This is a genomic window from Paraburkholderia sp. UCT31 (assembly GCF_014397655.1).
Lineage (GTDB): Bacteria > Pseudomonadota > Gammaproteobacteria > Burkholderiales > Burkholderiaceae > Paraburkholderia > Paraburkholderia tuberum.
Map to the genome: position 1 here is coordinate 92,220 of NZ_VZQP01000023.1, position 17,568 is coordinate 109,787.

Below are 17,568 nucleotides of genomic sequence, written 5' to 3' on the forward strand. Positions count from 1 at the left end.
ATCACGGGCTTGCCGCGCAGGGCGCCGGTCGTGGATACCGCGCGACCTCACGAACGATAACGACACCACCCGCCGCGTACCGCGCGGCGGTCAGGGACCAGGAAGGGAGACAAGATGCAATTCGATGCCGAATTGCTGCTGCTCGCCATGGCGCCGGTCTTTCTTGCCTGCATCGGCTGGGAGGCGTGGCACGTGAGCCGCACGCGCCCGGCCGAGCGGCTCTACAGCTGGCGCGACACGCTGTGCAACGCCGCGCTAGCGCTGCTGCAGCAGGCCGCCGACAAGCTCGCGTGGCTCGCGATCATCCCTGTCTACGCGTTTTTCTACGAGCATTACCGCTTTCATACATGGCCGGCGACATGGCTGTCGTTCGTCGTGCTGTTCGTCGCGCAGGACCTGCTCTATTACGTCTTTCATCGCTGCAGTCATCGCGTGCGCTGGCTGTGGGCCGCGCACGTCGTGCATCACTCGTCGGAGCGGATGAATTTTTCGACCGCGTTCCGCCAGAGCCTGATGTACCCGATCGCCGGCATGTGGGTGTTCTGGATTCCGCTCGCCATTCCTGGCTTTGCTCCGAAGCAGATTGTCGCGATCGTGCTGGTCAATCTCGGCTTCCAGTTCTTCGTGCACACGCAGGCGATCGGCAAGCTCGGCTGGCTCGAATACGTGTTCAATACGCCGTCGATCCATCGCGTGCATCATGCGTGCAACGATCGCTACATCGATCGCAATTACGCAGGTGTACTGGTGATCTGGGATCGCCTGCTCGGCAGCTACGTCGAAGAAGATCCGCACGAGGCGCCGCGGTACGGCATCGTCGAGCCACTGCACACGTACAACCCGCTGAAGGCGACGTTTCACGAATGGGCATCGATGGCCGCAGACTTCGCGAGCGTGCGCGGCTGGCGCAACAAATGGCGTGCGCTGTTCGCGCCGCCCGCCTGGGCCGCCGCTTATCATGCGCAGCGCGCGAAGGGAGCCGGCTTGAACTCAAACCATACGGTCGCGCTTCGGACATCGCGCAGGCCGTAGAAGATTCTGTAAGCTGTCGTCACGCCGCCAACGCGGTGGACGCCGCCTGCAACACATGGCATCAAGGGCCACACATACGAGGAGATGCAGTCAACATGAATCGAACCGCTTCGAAGAAACAGCAATGGTTGCGCGTCACGCAGATCGCAGTGGCGAGCGCAGCGTTCGCCGCGCTCGCGGCATGCGGCGGTGGCAGCGACAACAATAGTTCGAGCAGCAGCAACACGCCGCCGGGGGGCGTCACGCTGCAGGTCGTGTCATTCGGCGACAGCCTGTCGGATGTCGGCACATACATGCCGACGGTCCAGGCGAACGTCGGCACGGGCGGCGGCCGCTTCACGACGAATCCGGGTGAGGTCTGGACGCAGAAGGTCGCCGAGTACTACGGCGGCACGCTCACCGCCGCGTACGTCGGCGGCTTCGGCATGCCGCTCACCGCGACGGGCGGCCTCGGTTACGCGCAGGGCGGCTCGCGTGTCGATCTGCAGCCGGGCGAAGGCTACGCGCCGAACAACATGGCCGCGACGACGGTGCCGGTCACGACGCAGGTCGCCGAGTATCTGGCCGGGCACAATAACAGCTTCAATTCGAACCAGCTCGTGCTGATGAACGGCGGCGCGAACGACATCTTCGTCGCGGTGCAAGCGGTCTCGGCTGCCGGTACGGCAGCGGCGACGCAGGCGCTCCTGAACGGCGGCACCCCGGCCGACGCGCAGACGGCGGCAGCCGCCGCGTCGCAGACGGCCACGCTGGCCGCGCTGCAGGACATCACCACCGCAGCGACCACGTTCGTCGGCACGGTGCAGAAGGTCGTCGCGTCGGGCGCGACGCACGTGGTGGTGTCGGACGTGCCGGACATCGCGCAGACGCCGCAAGGTCTCGCCGCGGGCGCGCAAGGCCAGGCGCTCATCAACGCGCTCGTCAAGACCTACAACGGCGTGCTACAGCAAGGCCTCGCGTCGACCAAGCAGGTCATCTACGTGAGCGCATTCGCGTGGATCGACCAGACGTTGCAGAACTATCAGTCGCTCGGTTTCACGGTGTCGAATGCGGGCACCGCGTGTAATCTGGCGTCGATGGCCCAAAGCGCGACCACGTACGCGACGAACAATCCGAGCGTGCTCGCATCCGGCCAGACGGCGGCGGACTTCGGCAGCGCGCTTGCGTCGTCGCTGTTCTGCTCGCCGCAAACCTACACGGTGGCCGGCGCGGACCAGACCTACATGTTCGCCGACCTCGTGCATCCGACCACGCATCTGCAGGCGCTGTTCGCACAGCAGGTCGAGACGCAGATCGCTGCTAGCGGGCTTGGCAAGTAACGCGGCGGTGGCCGTGGGGTTAGCGGTATTGACATGACAGCTAACCGGCATCGCTAAGGCTGGCTAGATGGCAAAAGGCCCGGCTCGTTGAACGAGCCGGGCCTTTGCCTTTTCCGGTGGCCACACCATGCAGCGCAGCGATCCGATTGCGTCAGTGCTGCGCTTCGAACGCCGCCGCCGCGCGCCCGAGCCGATCGTTGAGCGCGATCCATTCGATCGTATCGGGCAGCTTCTCGATCAGAATCCGCGTGACGTTCGCGCGATCGAGCGCGCGCAGCAAGCCGTAGAGTTCGCGTGCATAGACGTGCGGATCTTCCGGCGCGGCGACGAAATGCACGCCGTCGACATCGGCCCACTGTCCCGCACGCGACGCGCGCGCGACCAGCGCGACGCGCTCGCCCGGCTCGCGCACCGCGAGAAGCGGCTCGAGCTCGCCGAATGGCAGCAGCACGAGCGGCGTGCGCGGCGCGTAATGCGCTTTCAACGTGCCCGACGCGCGCGGCGCGGTCGCGTCCGACCCGTCAGGCAGACGCGGCACCTCGCCGAGCACGTCGGCGATATCCTGCGGCGTCACGCGACCGGGCCTCAGCAGCGCCGGAAAGCCGCGCGACAGATCGAGAATCGTCGACTCGATACCGACATCCGACGCGCCGCCATCGAGCACATGAATCGCGCTGCCGAACTCGTCGCGCACATGCTGCGCGGTGGTCGGGCTCACATGCCCGAAGCGGTTCGCCGACGGCGCGGCGACGCCGCCATGCCCGCCGCGCAACGCGCTGAATGCATCGAGCAACGCCTGCGCAACCGGATGCGACGGGCAGCGCAGTCCCACCGAGTCCTGCCCGCCGCTGACCGCTGCCGGAATGCGCGCAGCGCGCTTGAGGATCAGCGTGAGCGGTCCCGGCCAGAACGCGTCGATCAGGCGCTGCGCATCCGCCGGCAAATGCTCGACCCAGTAGTTCGGATCGCCATGCGGCGCGAGATGCACGATCACCGGATGATTGGCCGGCCGCCCCTTCGCCGCGTAAATGCGCGCGACCGCGTCCGGGTTCTCGGCATCGCCGCCGAGGCCGTACACGGTTTCCGTCGGAAACGCGACCAGCCCCCCCGCGTCGAGCAAGGCAGCCGCGTGCTCGATCTGCGCGGCGCTGACCGGCAACGCGTTGGTAGCGTCCTCGGCGGGTTTCTGTTGATCCGGCATGGCGCGCGCGTCAGCTGGTGGCGATGTGCAGCAGCCGCGCGCAATCGCGCGCCGCGGTGCGGGCTTCTTCGAGCGTCGGCGCGGTGAAGTTCACGTGGCCCATCTTGCGGCCGCAACGCGCCTCTTCCTTGCCGTACAGATGCAGGCGCGCTGACGGCATCGCGGCGACTTCCTGCCACGGCGGCGTGACCGCCGCGCGCTTCGGACCGTCCGGAAACCACACGTCGCCGAGGATGTTCAGCATCACCGCCGGCGAATGCTGGCGCGTGTCGCCGAGCGGCATGCCGGTCATCGCGCGCACCTGCTGCTCGAACTGGCTCGTCGCGCACGCGTCGACCGTGTAGTGGCCGGAGTTATGCGGGCGCGGCGCCATTTCGTTGGCGACCAGCGAGCCGTCTTCGAGAATGAAGAATTCGACGCACAGCACGCCGACGTAGCCGAGCTTCTCGGCGATCTGCAGCGCGGCCTGTTGAGCCTGCTGCACGAGCGCCGGCGACGCGTCCGGCGCGGGGACGATGGTGTGCGACAGCACGCCGTCGCGATGGGTGTTTTGCGCGAGCGGATAGACCACCGACGCCCCGCTCGCCGCGCGCGCGATCAGCGCCGACACCTCGAACTTCAGCGGCAGGCGCTTCTCGAGCACACACGGTACGCCGCCGAGCGACGCATGCGCCTCGCGCACTTCCTCGGCGTTGCGCACGCGAATCTGGCCTTTGCCGTCGTAACCCATGCGCGCCGTTTTCAGGATGCCGGGCAGCACCGCTTCGAGCTCGCCATCGCCCAGCGCCGCAAGCGCATCCGACGACTCGATCACGACGTGCGGCGCAACCGTCACACCCGACGACGCGATAAAGCGCTTCTCGGCGATCCGGTCCTGCGCGACGGCGACGCAACGCCCCGCCGGGCTCACGAAGGTGGACTTGCCGAGAAAGTCGAGGCTCGCGGACGGCACGTTCTCGAATTCGGTCGACACCGCCGCGCACAACCGCGCGAGTTCGGTCAGCGCCGCTTCGTCGCCGTAGGCCGCGCGCAGGTGGCGGTCGGCGACCGCGCCGGCCGGGCTGGTTTCGTCCGGATCGAGCACGGCGACGCGATAGCCCATCGCCTGGGCGGCAAAACAGAACATGCGGCCGAGCTGGCCGCCACCGACCATGCCAAGCCATGCGCCGGGCAGAATCGGTGAAACCGGTGTGTTGTCAGGGTTCATCTTGGTGGTCGGTCGCGGCCGGATACGCGTCGCGCTCATGCATCGAGCGGCGGGCATCCGGCCGGGGGTCGGACAGGAGACGTCTTATAAAACAACCAGCGCACTTACAGCGCCGGCAATACCATCGCGTGAGCCGCTTCGTTCTGGCGCACACGGAATGCAGCGAGCTTGTCCGCGTATTCGGCGCTGGTGCCGGAGAGCAGCGACACCGCAAACAGCGCCGCATTCGCGGCACCCGCCTCGCCGATCGCAAACGTCGCGACCGGCACACCCTTGGGCATCTGCACAATCGAATGCAGCGAATCGACGCCCTTCAGATACTTGCTCGCGACCGGCACGCCGAGCACCGGCACCGTGGTCTTCGCGGCCAGCATGCCCGGCAGATGCGCGGCGCCGCCCGCACCCGCGATGATCGCGCGAATGCCGCGCTCGCGCGCGCTTTCAGCATAGGCGAACATTTCGTCGGGCATGCGGTGCGCGGACACGACCTTCGCTTCGTACGGCACGCCGAATTCCTGCAGAATCGCGACGGCGTTTTTCATCACTTCCCAGTCGGAACTGGAGCCCATCAATACGCCGACGACCGGCGCATCATGCGTATGGGCGGTTTGTGCTTCACTCATCTTACGGCTTCCTTGTTTCCCGGCGATGCGCGCCTGACACGGCGCGCGCGATCAGATCAGTCGAGCTTGTGGCCGGTCAGGCGCTCGAGCGCTTCCTGGTACTTCTCGCCCGTTTTCGCGACCACGTCGTCCGGCAGCTTCGGCGCCGGCGGCTCTTTCTTCCACGGCTGGGTTTCGAGCCAGTCGCGCACGAACTGCTTGTCGAACGACGGCGGGTTCGTGCCGACCTGGTACTGGTCCGCCGGCCAGAAGCGCGACGAATCGGCGGTCAGCGCCTCGTCCATCAGGTACAGCTTGCCGTGGTTGTCCAGACCGAATTCGAACTTCGTGTCCGCAATGATGATGCCGCGCGTGGCCGCGTAATCAGCGGCTTCCTTATACAGACGGATCGAAATGTCGCGGATCGTGGCCGACAGTTCGGTGCCGATGCGGCGCTCCATCTCGTCGTAGGTGATGTTTTCGTCGTGGTGGCCCATCTCGGCCTTGGCGGCCGGCGTGAAGATCGGCTCGGGCAGCTTCTGCGCGTTCTGCAAACCCGGCGGCAGTTGCACGCCGCAGACCGAACCGGTGGCCTGGTAATCTTTCCAGCCACTGCCGGCCAGATAGCCGCGCACCACCGCTTCGACGAGGATCGGCTCGAGACGCTTGACGACCACCGCGCGCCCTTTGACCTGCTCGACTTCGTCCGGCGCGACCACCGACTCCGGCGCGACGCCCGTCAGGTGGTTCGGCACCACGTGCTTCAGTTTCTCGAACCAGAAGTTCGCCATCGCGTTGAGCACGCGACCCTTGTTCGGAATCGGCTCGCCCATGATCACGTCGAACGCCGACAGACGGTCGGTCGTGACGATCAGCAACTGGTCGTTGCCCACCGCATAGTTGTCGCGGACTTTGCCGCGGCCGAGCAGCGGCAGCGAGCGGAGCGTGGATTCGTAGAGGGTAGACATCGTCGTGGTTCGCTAAAAGTGGTGCAAAAAATGTGACCGGAACAAAAGGGAAACGCCGTTCCCCCGATGATGCGGGAACGGCGATCGGACGACAACCTGGCCAAACGGCCAGGCGCGGAGCCAAAACTACAGCTTAACGGACGACTTGCGCGAGCTCGCCCGACTTGTACTTCTGCGCAATTTTATCAAGCGAAACCGGCTTGATCTTGCCAGCCTGGCCTTCGCAGCCGAATTGTGTGTAACGGTCGATACAGATCTTCATCGCCGCTTCGCGCGCCGGCTTCAGGTAATCGCGCGGATCGAACTTGCCCGGGTTGGTCGCCATGTAGCGACGGATCGCGCCCGTGATCGCCAGACGCAGGTCGGTATCGATGTTGACCTTGCGCACGCCGTGACGGATGCCTTCCTGGATTTCTTCGACCGGCACGCCGTAGGTTTCCTTCATGTCGCCGCCGAATTCGCGGATTTCCGCGAGCAGCTCCTGCGGCACCGACGACGAGCCGTGCATCACGAGGTGCGTGTTCGGAATGCGCTGATGGATTTCCTTGATGCGCTGGATCGAGAGAATATCGCCCGTCGGCTTCTTGCTGAACTTGTAGGCGCCGTGCGAGGTGCCGATCGCGATGGCCAGCGCGTCGCACTGGGTCAGCTTGACGAAGTCGGCGGCCTGCTCCGGATCGGTCAGCAGTTGTTCACGCGTCATCGTGCCTTCGGCGCCGTGGCCGTCTTCCTTGTCGCCCTTCATCGTTTCGAGCGAACCGAGCACGCCCAGCTCCGCTTCCACGGTGACGCCGATCGAGTGCGCCGCTTCGACGACCTTGCGCGACACTTCGACGTTGTACTCGTACGATGCGACCGTCTTGCCGTCGGCTTCGAGCGAACCGTCCATCATCACGCTGGTGAAGCCGCTGCGAATCGCCGCCATGCACACCGCCGGCGACTGACCGTGGTCCTGGTGCATCACGACCGGAATGTGCGGATACGACTCGACCGCCGCTTCGATCAGATGACGCAGGAACGGCTCGCCCGCGTACTTACGCGCACCGGCCGACGCCTGCATGATGACTGGGGCGTTGACCTTGTCGGCCGCGGCCATGATCGCCTGCACCTGCTCCAGATTGTTCACGTTGAATGCCGGAAGGCCATAGCCGTTTTCCGCAGCATGGTCCAGCAGTTGACGCATTGATACGAGAGGCATGCTGAAACTCCTTAGATTGAAACGAATTCTTTTGCCGTCGGCATCTTTTGCGGCGATTTTATCGCGACGCAGGGGGCGTTCCCGCGATGACACCGGCACTTTGGTGCGCCGTCGCACATGGACCGTGCGGGTTTCGCCGCCCTGCTTCGCTCAATCGAGCCTGTGCCGATCGAGCAGTCCTGCCTGATCAGTACGGTTCACCGACCCGCACGATCTTCAACGTATTGGTGCCGCCCGCCTGACCCATCGGCTCGCCGACCGTCAGCACGACCATGTCGCCGTGCGACGCGTAGCCCTTGCCGACCACCGTTTCGAGCGCCTGCTGCAGCGCCGTGTCGCGGTCGGTGTTGGTGTCCAGATGCAGTGACGTCACGTTGCGGTACAGCGCCATCGCCCGTTCGCTGCCGACGCGCGGCGTCAGCGCGAAGATCGGCACGTGGGTCCAGTGACGCGACATCCACAGCGCGGTCGAGCCCGATTCGGTCAGCGCGACGATGGCCTTGGCGCCAAGGTGATAGGCGGTGAACAGCGCGCCCATCGCGATCGACTGGTCGATCCGCGTGAACGTGCGGTCGAGGAAGTCCTTGTCGAGCTCCGACTGCTCGGACTTTTCCGCTTCGACGCAAATCGCGGCCATCGTCTCGATGGTCTGCACCGGGTACTTGCCCGCCGCCGATTCCGCCGACAGCATCACCGCGTCCGTGCCGTCGAGCACCGCGTTGGCGACGTCCGACACTTCCGCGCGGGTCGGCACCGGCGCGTGGATCATCGACTCCATCATCTGCGTCGCGGTGATCACGAACTTGTTCGATTCGCGCGCCATCCGGATCATGCGCTTTTGCAGCGCCGGCACCGCGGCATTGCCCACTTCCACGGCCAGATCGCCACGCGCGACCATGATGCCGTCCGACGCGTCGAGGATGCCTTGCAGCGCCGGAATCGCTTCCGCGCGCTCGATCTTCGCGATCATTTTCGGCTTGATGCCGTACGGCGCGCCGGCGATGTTCGCGAGCTGGCGGGCCATTTCCATGTCGGTCGCGTTTTTCGGGAACGACACCGCGACGAAATCGACGCCGAGCGACATCGCCGTGCGGATGTCCTCCATGTCTTTGGCGGTCAGCGCGGGCGCCGACAGACCGCCTCCCTGGCGGTTGATGCCCTTGTTGTTCGACAGCTCGCCGCCGATCTTCACGACCGTGTGGATCTCGTTGCCGATCAGGCGCTGCACGTTCAGCACGATCAGGCCGTCGTTGAGCAGCAGTACGTCGCCCGGCTTCAGGTCGCGCGGCAGATCCTTGTAGTCGAGGCCGACGCGCTCGTCGTTGCCGAGCTCGCAGTCGGCATCGAGGACGAACGGATTGCCGGTGACGAGCGTCGTGCGGCCGTTCTCGAATTTGCCGACGCGGATTTTCGGGCCTTGCAGGTCAGCCATGATGGCGACTTCGCGGCCGGCCTGGCGGGCCGCCTCGCGCACGAATTCGGCGCGCTGGCGATGGTCGTCCGCGGTGCCATGTGAGAAATTGAGCCGCACCACGTCCAATCCCGCCTGAATCATTTGCAGCAGGATTTCCGGCGTGCTGGAAGCCGGACCGATAGTAGCGACAATCTTGGTGGCGCGATGCATGAGTCTCCTCGTCTGGATAGGATCGCTGGTAAGAGCGCTGCGGGGCTGCTGCGGAGTTCGCGCATCGAAAGATGCTGGCTGGGGTCGCGCGCCGGTTGTGGCCGGTGTCGCTTTGTGGAGTGATGCGGGTGATGCGATATTCGAGAGCGGCGCCTCGCGCGCCGGAGATTTGCTGCCCTGCTTGCCGGAAGGCTGTTCCGGCCGGGCCGAATCGTGTTGAGCAGCTTCGACCTGTGCCGTTGGGGGCTGCTCCGCGTCGCCGGTCGGAGCATGCGCTGCAACCGGTCCCGCGGGCGCTATCGGCGCTTCGGCAGCCTCGTCCTGTCCGGCCGCTGCCGACGCAGCGGCCGCGCGTGTCGCGCGCTCCCCTGCCGGCGTTGCCGCGTTACCGCGCGGCGCTTTCACGCCACGCGCCTTGGTCGACTTCGCCGCTGGGGAGCGCGTCGCCACGTTAAGCCCGCGATTCCAGAACTTCTACCGCCGGCAGCTTCTTGCCCTCGAGGAACTCGAGGAATGCGCCGCCGCCCGTGGAAATGTAGCTCACCTGGTCGTGGATGCCGTACTTGGCGATTGCCGCGAGCGTATCGCCGCCGCCTGCGATCGAGAACGCCGCCGAGCGCGCGATCGCGTCCGCGAGCGTCTTCGTGCCGTTGCCGAACTGGTCGAACTCGAACACGCCGACCGGGCCGTTCCACACGATCGTGCCGGCCTTCTCGAGTTGCGCGGCGAGCACCTTGGCCGTTTCCGGGCCGATGTCGAGGATCATGTCGTCGTCCTGCACATCGGCGACGGCCTTTACTTCTGCCTTCGCGGTCGGCGAGAACTCCTTGGCCGTGACGACGTCGGTCGGGATCGGCACCGAGGCGCCGCGGGCCTTGGCCGCGTCGATGATCGCCTTCGCTTCGTCGACCAGATCGGCTTCGGCGAGCGACTTGCCGATCTTCAGGCCGGCCGCGAGCATGAACGTATTGGCGATGCCGCCGCCGACGATCAGCTGGTCGACCTTCTCCGCGAGCGACTTCAGGATGGTCAGCTTGGTCGACACCTTGGAGCCCGCGACGATCGCCACGAGCGGACGCTTCGGTGCGCCGAGCGCCTTGCCGAGCGCTTCGAGCTCAGCGGCGAGCAGCGGACCCGCGCAGGCAACCGGCGCGTACTTCGCGATGCCGTGCGTAGTCGCTTCGGCGCGGTGGGCGGTGCCGAACGCGTCGTTCACGTAGATATCGCAGAGCTTGGCCATTTTCTGCGCGAGCTCGTCGGAATCTTTCTTTTCGCCCTTGTTGACGCGGCAGTTTTCGAGCAGCACGACCGAGCCCGGCGCGACGTTCACGCCCTTTTCGACCCAATTCGCGACGAGCGGCACGTCGCGGCCGAGCAGCTCCGCGAGACGCTTCGCCACTGGTGCGAGCGAATCTTCCGGCTTGAAGTCGCCTTCGGTCGGACGGCCAAGGTGCGAGGTGACCATCACCGCGGCGCCGGCGTCGAGCGCGGCCTTGATGGCCGGCACGGAAGCGCGGATGCGGGTGTCTTCGGTGATGTTGCCTTGATCGTCCTGCGGCACGTTCAGATCGGCGCGGATGAACACGCGTTTGCCGGACAGCTTGCCTTCGGCGATCAGGTCGGAGAGACGCAATACCTTGTTCATGGGCTTGAGTATGCGAGTTGATGAGAAGGCGGTGACGGACAGCGCGCGGGGCCGAAGCGCAGCGAACTCCAGCGCTTCGGCCCAACGGCTCCGCGGGATCGGGCGCCGGCGGCCGGCCGCGGCACCAGGCGCCTTGCCGCGGCGCGCTCAACCCGGAAAAGGCATTTTAACTGATCCCAACGGCCTTCTGATCCGCGACACGGCGAATGTCGCGCATTTGATCGCAAGGCCGCAGATGCCGCGGCGTAGCATTCATCGCCGCACCCCGGGCCCGGCCCTCACAGGAAGACGCGCATCAGCGTGAACACGACCATTCCGGTCACGATCGTGCCGAGCATGGTGCGCCGCCACAAAAACCAGCCCAGGCCGGCGAGCGTCGCGTAAAGCTCATGGTTGGAAGGCGCGAACGACAGCCCGTCGGACGTCGTCAGCACGTCGGGCACCACCACCGCGGCGAGCGCGGCGGCCGGCGCGTAGCGCAGCATCTTCTGCACGCGCGCCGGCAGTACCGTGCGCTCGCCGCCGATCAGGAACATCGCGCGGGTGAGCGCGGTGACGAAGGTCATGCCGAAAATGGCGAGCCAGATTTGCGTGGAGGTCATCGGGAGTCTCCGGCGCGATCGTTCACGCCACGAATGCGGCGCAGGTCGGCGCGCTCGATCATCAGGTCGGCCGCACTGCCGGCCGCGATCGCCGCGATCACCGCGAGCGGCAACGCCAGCCGGTACGGCAGATCGAGCGCGAGCAGCGACACGATGCCGGCCACGCTGACCGCGACCAGCGTCGAGCGGGTGGCGATCGCCGACACCATCACCGGCAGCAGCGCGAGCGTGCCGGCCAGCGCGAGCCCCCAGTTGTCCGGAATCAGGCTCGCGAGCAGGATGCCGATGATCGACGACACCTGCCACGACAGCCAGCTCGATACCGCCATGCCCCAGAAGTACGCCTCCTTGCCCGGCACGTAGCCGGTCGGAAAGCTCTTCTTGACGAATAGCAGATAGATCACGTCGCCGTTGAAATAGCCCAGCACGATGCGCCGCCACATCGACAGATACGGGAAGTGCGGCGCGAGGCCGGCGCTGAAGATCACGAAGCGGGTGTTGACCATCGCCGCGGTCAGCAACACGGTCCACACCGGCAGCTTCGCCGCGAGGAGCGGCAACACCGCCAGCTGCGACGATCCGGCGTAGCACAGCAGCGACATCGTGAGCGCCTGCGGCAGCGTCAGCACGGACTTGCTCATCGCGATGCCGGTCACGAGGCCCCAGGAAAAAATCGCCATCAGCGTGGGGGCGTAGGCGCGCGCGCCTTCACGAAAAGCGCGGCGATCGGTGTCGGACAGTCGAGCGAGCATCGGGCGAAGGGTGCGGGCGCAGGAAACGCCGTCAAGAAGGCCAGGTCGCAAGCCAGCTTGCGAGACCACCCGCTGGCGCATCCGGATTTGATTTATGCGTGCGCTGGATTATAGCGTCCGGGGTGCGCCCAAATGCCCGTGGTGTGTGCAAATGACGCTAAAATAGCGCTCCCGGCCATGTCCTGCGCTCATGGCCGCACCTCATAACGCACCTGCTGGAGAACCGTATGTCAATGGCCGACCGCGACGGCAAGATCTGGATGGATGGCAAGCTCATCGAGTGGCGTGATGCCAAAATCCACGTGCTCACCCATACGCTGCACTACGGCATGGGCGTGTTCGAGGGCGTGCGCGCTTACAAGACGGCCGACGGCGCCACCGCGATTTTCCGCCTGCAGGAGCACACCAAGCGCCTTCTGAACTCGGCGAAGATCTTCCAGATGAACGTGCCGTTCGACCATGAAACGCTCGCCGCCGCGCAGCGCGAAGTGGTTCGCGAGAACAAGCTCGATTCGTGCTATCTGCGCCCGATCATCTGGGTCGGCTCGGAAAAGCTCGGCGTGTCGGCCAAGGGCAACACGATTCACGTCGCGATCGCCGCGTGGCCGTGGGGCGCATACCTCGGCGAAGACGGCATCACCAGGGGCATCCGCGTAAAGACGTCGTCGTTCACGCGCCATCACGTGAACGTGTCGATGGTGCGCGCGAAGGCGTCGGGCTGGTACGTGAACTCGATCCTCGCGAACCAGGAAGCGATCGCCGACGGCTACGACGAAGCGCTGTTGCTCGACGTCGACGGCTACGTGTCGGAAGGCTCGGGCGAGAACTTCTTCCTCGTCAACAACGGCAAGCTGTACACGCCTGATCTGTCGTCGTGCCTCGACGGCATCACGCGCGACACCGTCATCACGCTCGCGCGCGACATGGACCTGCAGGTGATCGAAAAGCGCATCACGCGCGACGAAGTCTATACCTGCGACGAAGCGTTCTTCACCGGCACGGCGGCCGAAGTCACGCCGATCCGCGAGCTCGACAACCGCACGATCGGCGCTGGCGCGCGCGGCCCGATCACCGAAAAGCTGCAGTCGGCTTTCTTCGACGTCGTGAACGGCAGGAGCGCGAAATACGCGCACTGGCTCACGAAGATCTGAGCGACGTTTCGAGATGCCCCGCGCAGCCCAACGGCGGCGCACTGCAAGCACCCCGCATACAACGAGAAAGTCTCATGAGCGAAATCAAGGAAATGCCGCTGGTCGAACTGTCGGCAAAAGATCTGCCGGCGTATTGTCCGAACCCGGCCATGCCGCGCTGGAGCGCGCATCCGCGCGTCTTCATCGACGTGTCGCACGGCGAAGCGCGTTGCCCGTATTGCAGCACGCGTTACAAGCTGCGCGACGGCGAAGTGATCAAGGGCCATTGATCCAACGCATCGAGCGGTTCTGAGCCAGCTTGCACGGCACGAGGCGCGCGTTTTGAATCACGCGCTCGCCGCGCCGCAGGCTCGACCGCACGACCCGTGCGGCCGAACGGCATCGCGCCGTGCGGCTTTCCGCTTTCCCCATTTACCTATCCGAGTGCCGCGCGCATCGCGCGCGCGGCGCTTGTTATCGACACCGGACACTCACTCTGATGCGTCGCGCGTTGGTTATCGCACCGAACTGGATCGGTGACGCATTGATGGCGCAGCCGCTGTTTGCGCGCCTCGTGAAATTGCATCCGCGCATCGTCATCGACGCGGTCGCGCCCAGCTGGGTCGCACCCGTGCTCGAACGCATGCCGGAAATCCGCGACGTCTACGCGACCGATCTCGCCCACGGCAAGCTGCAGATGCTGCGCCGCTGGCAGCTGTCGAGCGATCTGCGCGACGTCGGCTACGACGCGGCCTACGTGCTGCCGAATTCGTTCAAGTCGGCGCTGATTCCGTGGCTGGCGGGCATTCCGCTGCGCATCGGCTACACCGGCGAGAGTCGCTACGGCGTGCTGAACGTGCGTCACGCGAATCCGCGCAAGGACGCCCGCCCGCCGATGGTCGGCCACTACGCCGCCCTCGCCTATGCGCCAGGCGCCAAGGTCCCCGAGGATCTGCCGATGCCGCGCCTCGACACGGACCTGAACGAGGCCTCGCGCGTGTCGGCGCGCTTCAATCTCGATACGCGCGTGCCGCTGCTGGTGTTCTGCCCCGGCGCCGAATACGGTCCCGCGAAGCGCTGGCCGCCCGAGCACTTCGCGTCGCTCGCGCAGATGGTCGGCCAGTCGTTCCCGTACACGCAAATCGTCGCGCTCGGCTCGCCGAAAGACGCGCCGCTCGCGCAGGCGATCGCCGAGAAAGCGCCGAACGTGCGCAACCTGTGCGGCCAGACCGCACTCGGCGAGGCTTGCGCGCTGATCTCGCGGGCCAACGCGGTCGTCACCAACGACTCCGGACTGATGCACGTCGCCGCCGCGCTGCGCCGCCCGCTCGTGGCCGTCTACGGTTCGACCGATCCGCGCCACACCCCGCCCTTGTCCGAGCTCGCGAAGGTACAATGGCTTCATCTCGAATGCAGCCCCTGTTTTGAGCGCGAGTGCCCGCTCGGTCATCTGAACTGTCTGAAGCAGCTGAGCGCCGAGCAGGTTTTCGGCGATTTGCGCGGCATGCTGCTCGCGCAGCGCTGAGCTGACTGGTACTTGCACGCAACACCGCACGCCCCGAGCGCGTCGCGTCATGTTCGCGCCTTGCGGCACGGGCAAGCTGACGCCGGGGGCGATGGTCCGGCGCTCTGGACCGTCCCGCTACCGCTGACCCGCAACCGCGCGCCGCGCACAAGAGACTGACGAGCCATGCCACGTTTTGCCCATATCTTCGAAGCCGCCGCCGATACCCTGAACGCCTACTATCAGGCCGTCGCCGAGGTCAATATCGACAGCTTGATGGGCTTGTGGATCGACGAGGAGTTCGTCAGCTGCATCTGCGCGGACGGCTCGCATCTGCACGGCCTCGAGAGCATCCGCAATGGCTTGCAGGTCCAGCTCGAAGCGCTGCCGGTGTCGATCGAGCCGCTCGACATCCGCGTCTACGACAGCCTCGGCACCGTCGTCTATGCGATTGCCGAAGCACACCGTCCGGCCGACCCGACCGCCACGCCCGCGATGGTCTTCACCACCTACGTGCTGGTCCATGAACGCGGCGAATGGCGCATTGCGCATATTCACGCAAGCCCGATGCCGAACGAGACCGCCAGCCAGTTCGCGACGAAGATGCGGCATGGCCAGGGTCCGCTGCACTGACGCGCGGCACCACGACAGATTCAGAATCACGTTCTCTCGCTTTTCCGCCGGTATGAGTTCGACGCCACATAAACCCGCTTCCTCCGGTACGGCCCCCGTCAAGGTGGCGGCCGCCGTCGAGGCGACCGTCGAGCTGCTGTACCGCGCGCCGCTGTGGCTGCCGAACCGGCATGTGCAGACGATCGTCCCGTCGCTGTTCGCGCGCCGCCCCGCGGTATCGTTTCGCCGTGAGCGCTGGGACACCCCGGACGGCGATTTCATCGATCTCGACTGGGTCGCGCACGATACTCCGCCCACCGACACCGCGCCGCTCTTCGTGCTGTTTCACGGCCTGGAAGGCAGTTCGTCGTCGCACTACGCGGTCGCGCTGATGGCCGCCGCGCGCGAATACGGCTGGCACGGCGTGGTGCCGCACTTTCGCAGTTGCAGCGGCCCGCTGAACCGGCTGCCGCGCTTCTATCATCTCGCCGACAGCAACGAGGTCGACTGGATCCTGCGCCGCCTGCGCGCCGCGCATCGCGGGTCGGTGGTCGCGGCGGGCGTGTCGCTCGGCGGCAACGTGCTGCTGCGCTGGCTCGGTGAGCGGCAGGCCGATGCGGCGCGGGTGGTAGCCGCCGCTGCCGCGATTTCGACACCGATCGACGTCCATGCGGGCGGCCGTGCGCTGTCGCAGGGCTTCGGCCTCGTCTACACGCGCAGCTTCCTGAAGACGCTGAAGCACAAGGCCAACCAGAAGCTCGAGCAGTTCCCGGGCCTGTTCGATCGCGACGCGATGCTCGCGAGCCGCACGATGTACGAGTTCGACAACGTCGTGACCGCGCCGCTGCACGGCTTTCGCGATACCGACGACTACTGGAGCACCGCAACCACCCGCCCGCTGCTGCCGCACATTCAGGTGCCGACGCTCGTGCTCAACGCGCGCAACGACCCGTTCCTGCCGGCCGAAGCGCTGCCGTCGCGGCACGAGGTGTCGGCGGCGGTCGAGCTTTATCAGCCTGAGCACGGCGGCCACGCGGGCTTCATGACCGGGCCGTTCCCGGGCCGCATCGACTGGCTGTCGCGGCGCGTGTTCGGCTATCTGGAGCGACACGTCGATCATGGATGACATCGTCAAACAGGCGCTCGCCAAATGGCCGAACGTGCCGAGTTGCACCGGCTGGCTGATGCTCGACCGGCGCGGCAACTGGCGCATGCGCGACGAAGCGGCCCAGACGAGCGGCGCGCCCGGCGTGCCGATCCGGCATGAGGCGCTGCTTGGCTTCATCAACCGGAACTATGAGGCCGATGAGCGCGGGCAGTGGTTTTTTCAGAACGGACCACAGCGCGTGTATGTCGAGCTGGCTTATACGCCGTGGGTGGTCAGATTGTCCGCGCACGCGGATGGAACGCTCGCGCTGCACGACCAGGGCGGCGGCGCGTTCGAGCCGGCGGCGGTGTTCGTGGATGAAGACGGCGGCATTCTGTTTGCCGATCGCTCGCAGCCAGCACGTATCGCGGTGCTGCACGATCACGACCTCGAGATCTTCTCCGATCACGCGACGCTCGCCGACGATGGCTCATTGAGCGGTGCGTTCCACTGGAGTGTTCAGCGCACCTTGCCGCTGCAAAGCGTGCGACGCGATCAGGTGGCCGCGCGCTTTGGCTTCGTTGCGAGCCCGGCGGCGCAGGTCTGACGCGCGCTCACGTCCACCCTACCCTTTCTCGTCGAGCCGCTCCTCCTTGTAGCGGCTCTCCATCTCGTGCAGGCGCGCGTCGACGGTCGCGAGGTCGTAATAGCCGATCGTCTTCAGGTCGCGCGCGTCCTTCATCTGCCGGATCGCCGATGGCCACGCGCCCTCCAGCGCGAACTTCTCCGCCATCGCGCGATGCTGCGTCAATGCATCGCCACTGCCCGCGCTCGCCTGCGCGAGATAGAGCCACCACGCGGGTTGATCGGGATGCGCCCGGGTCTCCTGCTTCGCGAGCGCCTGCGCGTCGGTGAAGCGATGCAGCGTGAACAGCGTGCGGATATGCATGTCGATCGCCGCGTTCGATTGCGGCCAGCGCTTCTGCGCGAGCTCGGCGAGACGCGCGGCTTCGTCGGTGTGACCGGCACTCCGTGCGATGTCGATCGCGAGTGCGACGGATAGCGACGCAGCGAGGAATCGTTTT

17 protein-coding genes and 1 pseudogene are annotated in these 17,568 nt (G+C 66.0%); 8 read left to right on the plus strand and 10 right to left on the minus strand.

From position 1 onward, the window contains the following. Positions 1-114: 114 nt before the first annotated feature. Both F6X40_RS20605 and F6X40_RS20610 read left to right on the plus strand, forming a co-directional pair. Positions 115-1,032 (plus strand): sterol desaturase family protein, encoded by a 918-nt coding sequence (locus F6X40_RS20605; RefSeq protein WP_187629028.1) that lies wholly within the window; start codon positions 115-117, stop codon positions 1,030-1,032. A gap of 95 nt (positions 1,033-1,127) precedes the next feature. Then, positions 1,128-2,351: an SGNH/GDSL hydrolase family protein gene (locus F6X40_RS20610; protein ID WP_187629029.1), complete on the plus strand. Its 1,224-nt coding sequence runs from the start codon at positions 1,128-1,130 to the stop codon at positions 2,349-2,351. Between the two features lie 151 nt (positions 2,352-2,502). Here the strand turns inward: F6X40_RS20610 and F6X40_RS20615 are convergent, their stop codons facing one another. The 9 genes from F6X40_RS20615 to F6X40_RS20655 form a co-directional block, all read right to left on the minus strand. Then, positions 2,503-3,552 carry an L-threonylcarbamoyladenylate synthase gene (locus tag F6X40_RS20615; protein ID WP_187629030.1) on the minus strand — a complete coding sequence of 350 codons (1,050 nt, stop codon included), beginning with the start codon at positions 3,550-3,552 and terminating at the stop codon, positions 2,503-2,505. A 10-nt stretch (positions 3,553-3,562) separates the two neighbouring features. Continuing rightward, complete coding sequence (locus F6X40_RS20620) at positions 3,563-4,759, minus strand: 5-(carboxyamino)imidazole ribonucleotide synthase (protein WP_184066527.1); 1,197 nt, start codon at positions 4,757-4,759, stop codon at positions 3,563-3,565. 104 nt (positions 4,760-4,863) lie between these two features. Next, positions 4,864-5,382 (minus strand): 5-(carboxyamino)imidazole ribonucleotide mutase, encoded by a 519-nt coding sequence (gene purE / locus F6X40_RS20625; RefSeq protein WP_018421699.1) that lies wholly within the window; start codon positions 5,380-5,382, stop codon positions 4,864-4,866. A 56-nt stretch (positions 5,383-5,438) separates the two neighbouring features. Further along, on the minus strand, positions 5,439-6,329 hold the full coding sequence (locus F6X40_RS20630) for a phosphoribosylaminoimidazolesuccinocarboxamide synthase (RefSeq protein ID WP_184006461.1): 891 nt from the start codon (positions 6,327-6,329) through the stop codon (positions 5,439-5,441). Positions 6,330-6,462: 133 nt separating this feature from the next. Next, the gene (gene fba, locus F6X40_RS20635) at positions 6,463-7,527 is read right to left on the minus strand and encodes a class II fructose-bisphosphate aldolase (RefSeq protein ID WP_184023005.1); all 1,065 of its coding nucleotides are present in this window, start codon (positions 7,525-7,527) and stop codon (positions 6,463-6,465) included. A 187-nt stretch (positions 7,528-7,714) separates the two neighbouring features. After that, the gene (gene pyk / locus F6X40_RS20640) at positions 7,715-9,151 is read right to left on the minus strand and encodes a pyruvate kinase (protein WP_018421702.1); all 1,437 of its coding nucleotides are present in this window, start codon (positions 9,149-9,151) and stop codon (positions 7,715-7,717) included. Between the two features lie 451 nt (positions 9,152-9,602). Then, positions 9,603-10,796: a phosphoglycerate kinase gene (locus tag F6X40_RS20645; RefSeq protein WP_187629031.1), complete on the minus strand. Its 1,194-nt coding sequence runs from the start codon at positions 10,794-10,796 to the stop codon at positions 9,603-9,605. 278 nt (positions 10,797-11,074) lie between these two features. Beyond that, positions 11,075-11,398 carry an AzlD domain-containing protein gene (locus F6X40_RS20650; RefSeq protein ID WP_090801726.1) on the minus strand — a complete coding sequence of 108 codons (324 nt, stop codon included), beginning with the start codon at positions 11,396-11,398 and terminating at the stop codon, positions 11,075-11,077. Next, the gene (locus tag F6X40_RS20655; RefSeq protein ID WP_184066531.1) at positions 11,395-12,150 is read right to left on the minus strand and encodes an AzlC family ABC transporter permease; all 756 of its coding nucleotides are present in this window, start codon (positions 12,148-12,150) and stop codon (positions 11,395-11,397) included. The genes F6X40_RS20650 and F6X40_RS20655 overlap by 4 nt, the downstream gene beginning before the upstream one ends. 227 nt (positions 12,151-12,377) lie before the next feature. On the opposite strand from F6X40_RS20655, the gene F6X40_RS20660 reads away from it, so the two are divergent. From F6X40_RS20660 to F6X40_RS20685, 6 genes are all read left to right on the plus strand, one after another. After that, on the plus strand, positions 12,378-13,301 hold the full coding sequence (locus F6X40_RS20660) for a branched-chain amino acid transaminase (protein ID WP_187629032.1): 924 nt from the start codon (positions 12,378-12,380) through the stop codon (positions 13,299-13,301). Positions 13,302-13,375: 74 nt separating this feature from the next. Next, a complete protein-coding gene (locus F6X40_RS20665) occupies positions 13,376-13,570 on the plus strand; it encodes a zinc-finger domain-containing protein (RefSeq protein ID WP_008920434.1) in 195 nt (64 codons plus the stop codon). 209 nt (positions 13,571-13,779) lie between these two features. Beyond that, complete coding sequence (gene waaF / locus F6X40_RS20670) at positions 13,780-14,805, plus strand: lipopolysaccharide heptosyltransferase II (protein ID WP_018421708.1); 1,026 nt, start codon at positions 13,780-13,782, stop codon at positions 14,803-14,805. A gap of 165 nt (positions 14,806-14,970) precedes the next feature. Then, positions 14,971-15,417: a nuclear transport factor 2 family protein gene (locus F6X40_RS20675; RefSeq protein ID WP_184022998.1), complete on the plus strand. Its 447-nt coding sequence runs from the start codon at positions 14,971-14,973 to the stop codon at positions 15,415-15,417. Between the two features lie 52 nt (positions 15,418-15,469). Continuing rightward, complete coding sequence (locus tag F6X40_RS20680; RefSeq protein ID WP_184066537.1) at positions 15,470-16,522, plus strand: hydrolase; 1,053 nt, start codon at positions 15,470-15,472, stop codon at positions 16,520-16,522. Continuing rightward, positions 16,515-17,090 (plus strand): DUF2946 family protein, encoded by a 576-nt coding sequence (locus tag F6X40_RS20685; RefSeq protein WP_184066540.1) that lies wholly within the window; start codon positions 16,515-16,517, stop codon positions 17,088-17,090. Before F6X40_RS20680 ends, F6X40_RS20685 begins: the two co-directional genes overlap by 8 nt. Before the next feature lie 18 nt (positions 17,091-17,108). Here F6X40_RS20685 and F6X40_RS20690 read toward each other — a convergent pair. After that, a pseudogene (locus tag F6X40_RS20690) lies at positions 17,109-17,534 on the minus strand (M48 family peptidase); the annotation flags it as partial. Positions 17,535-17,568: the final 34 nt, after the last annotated feature.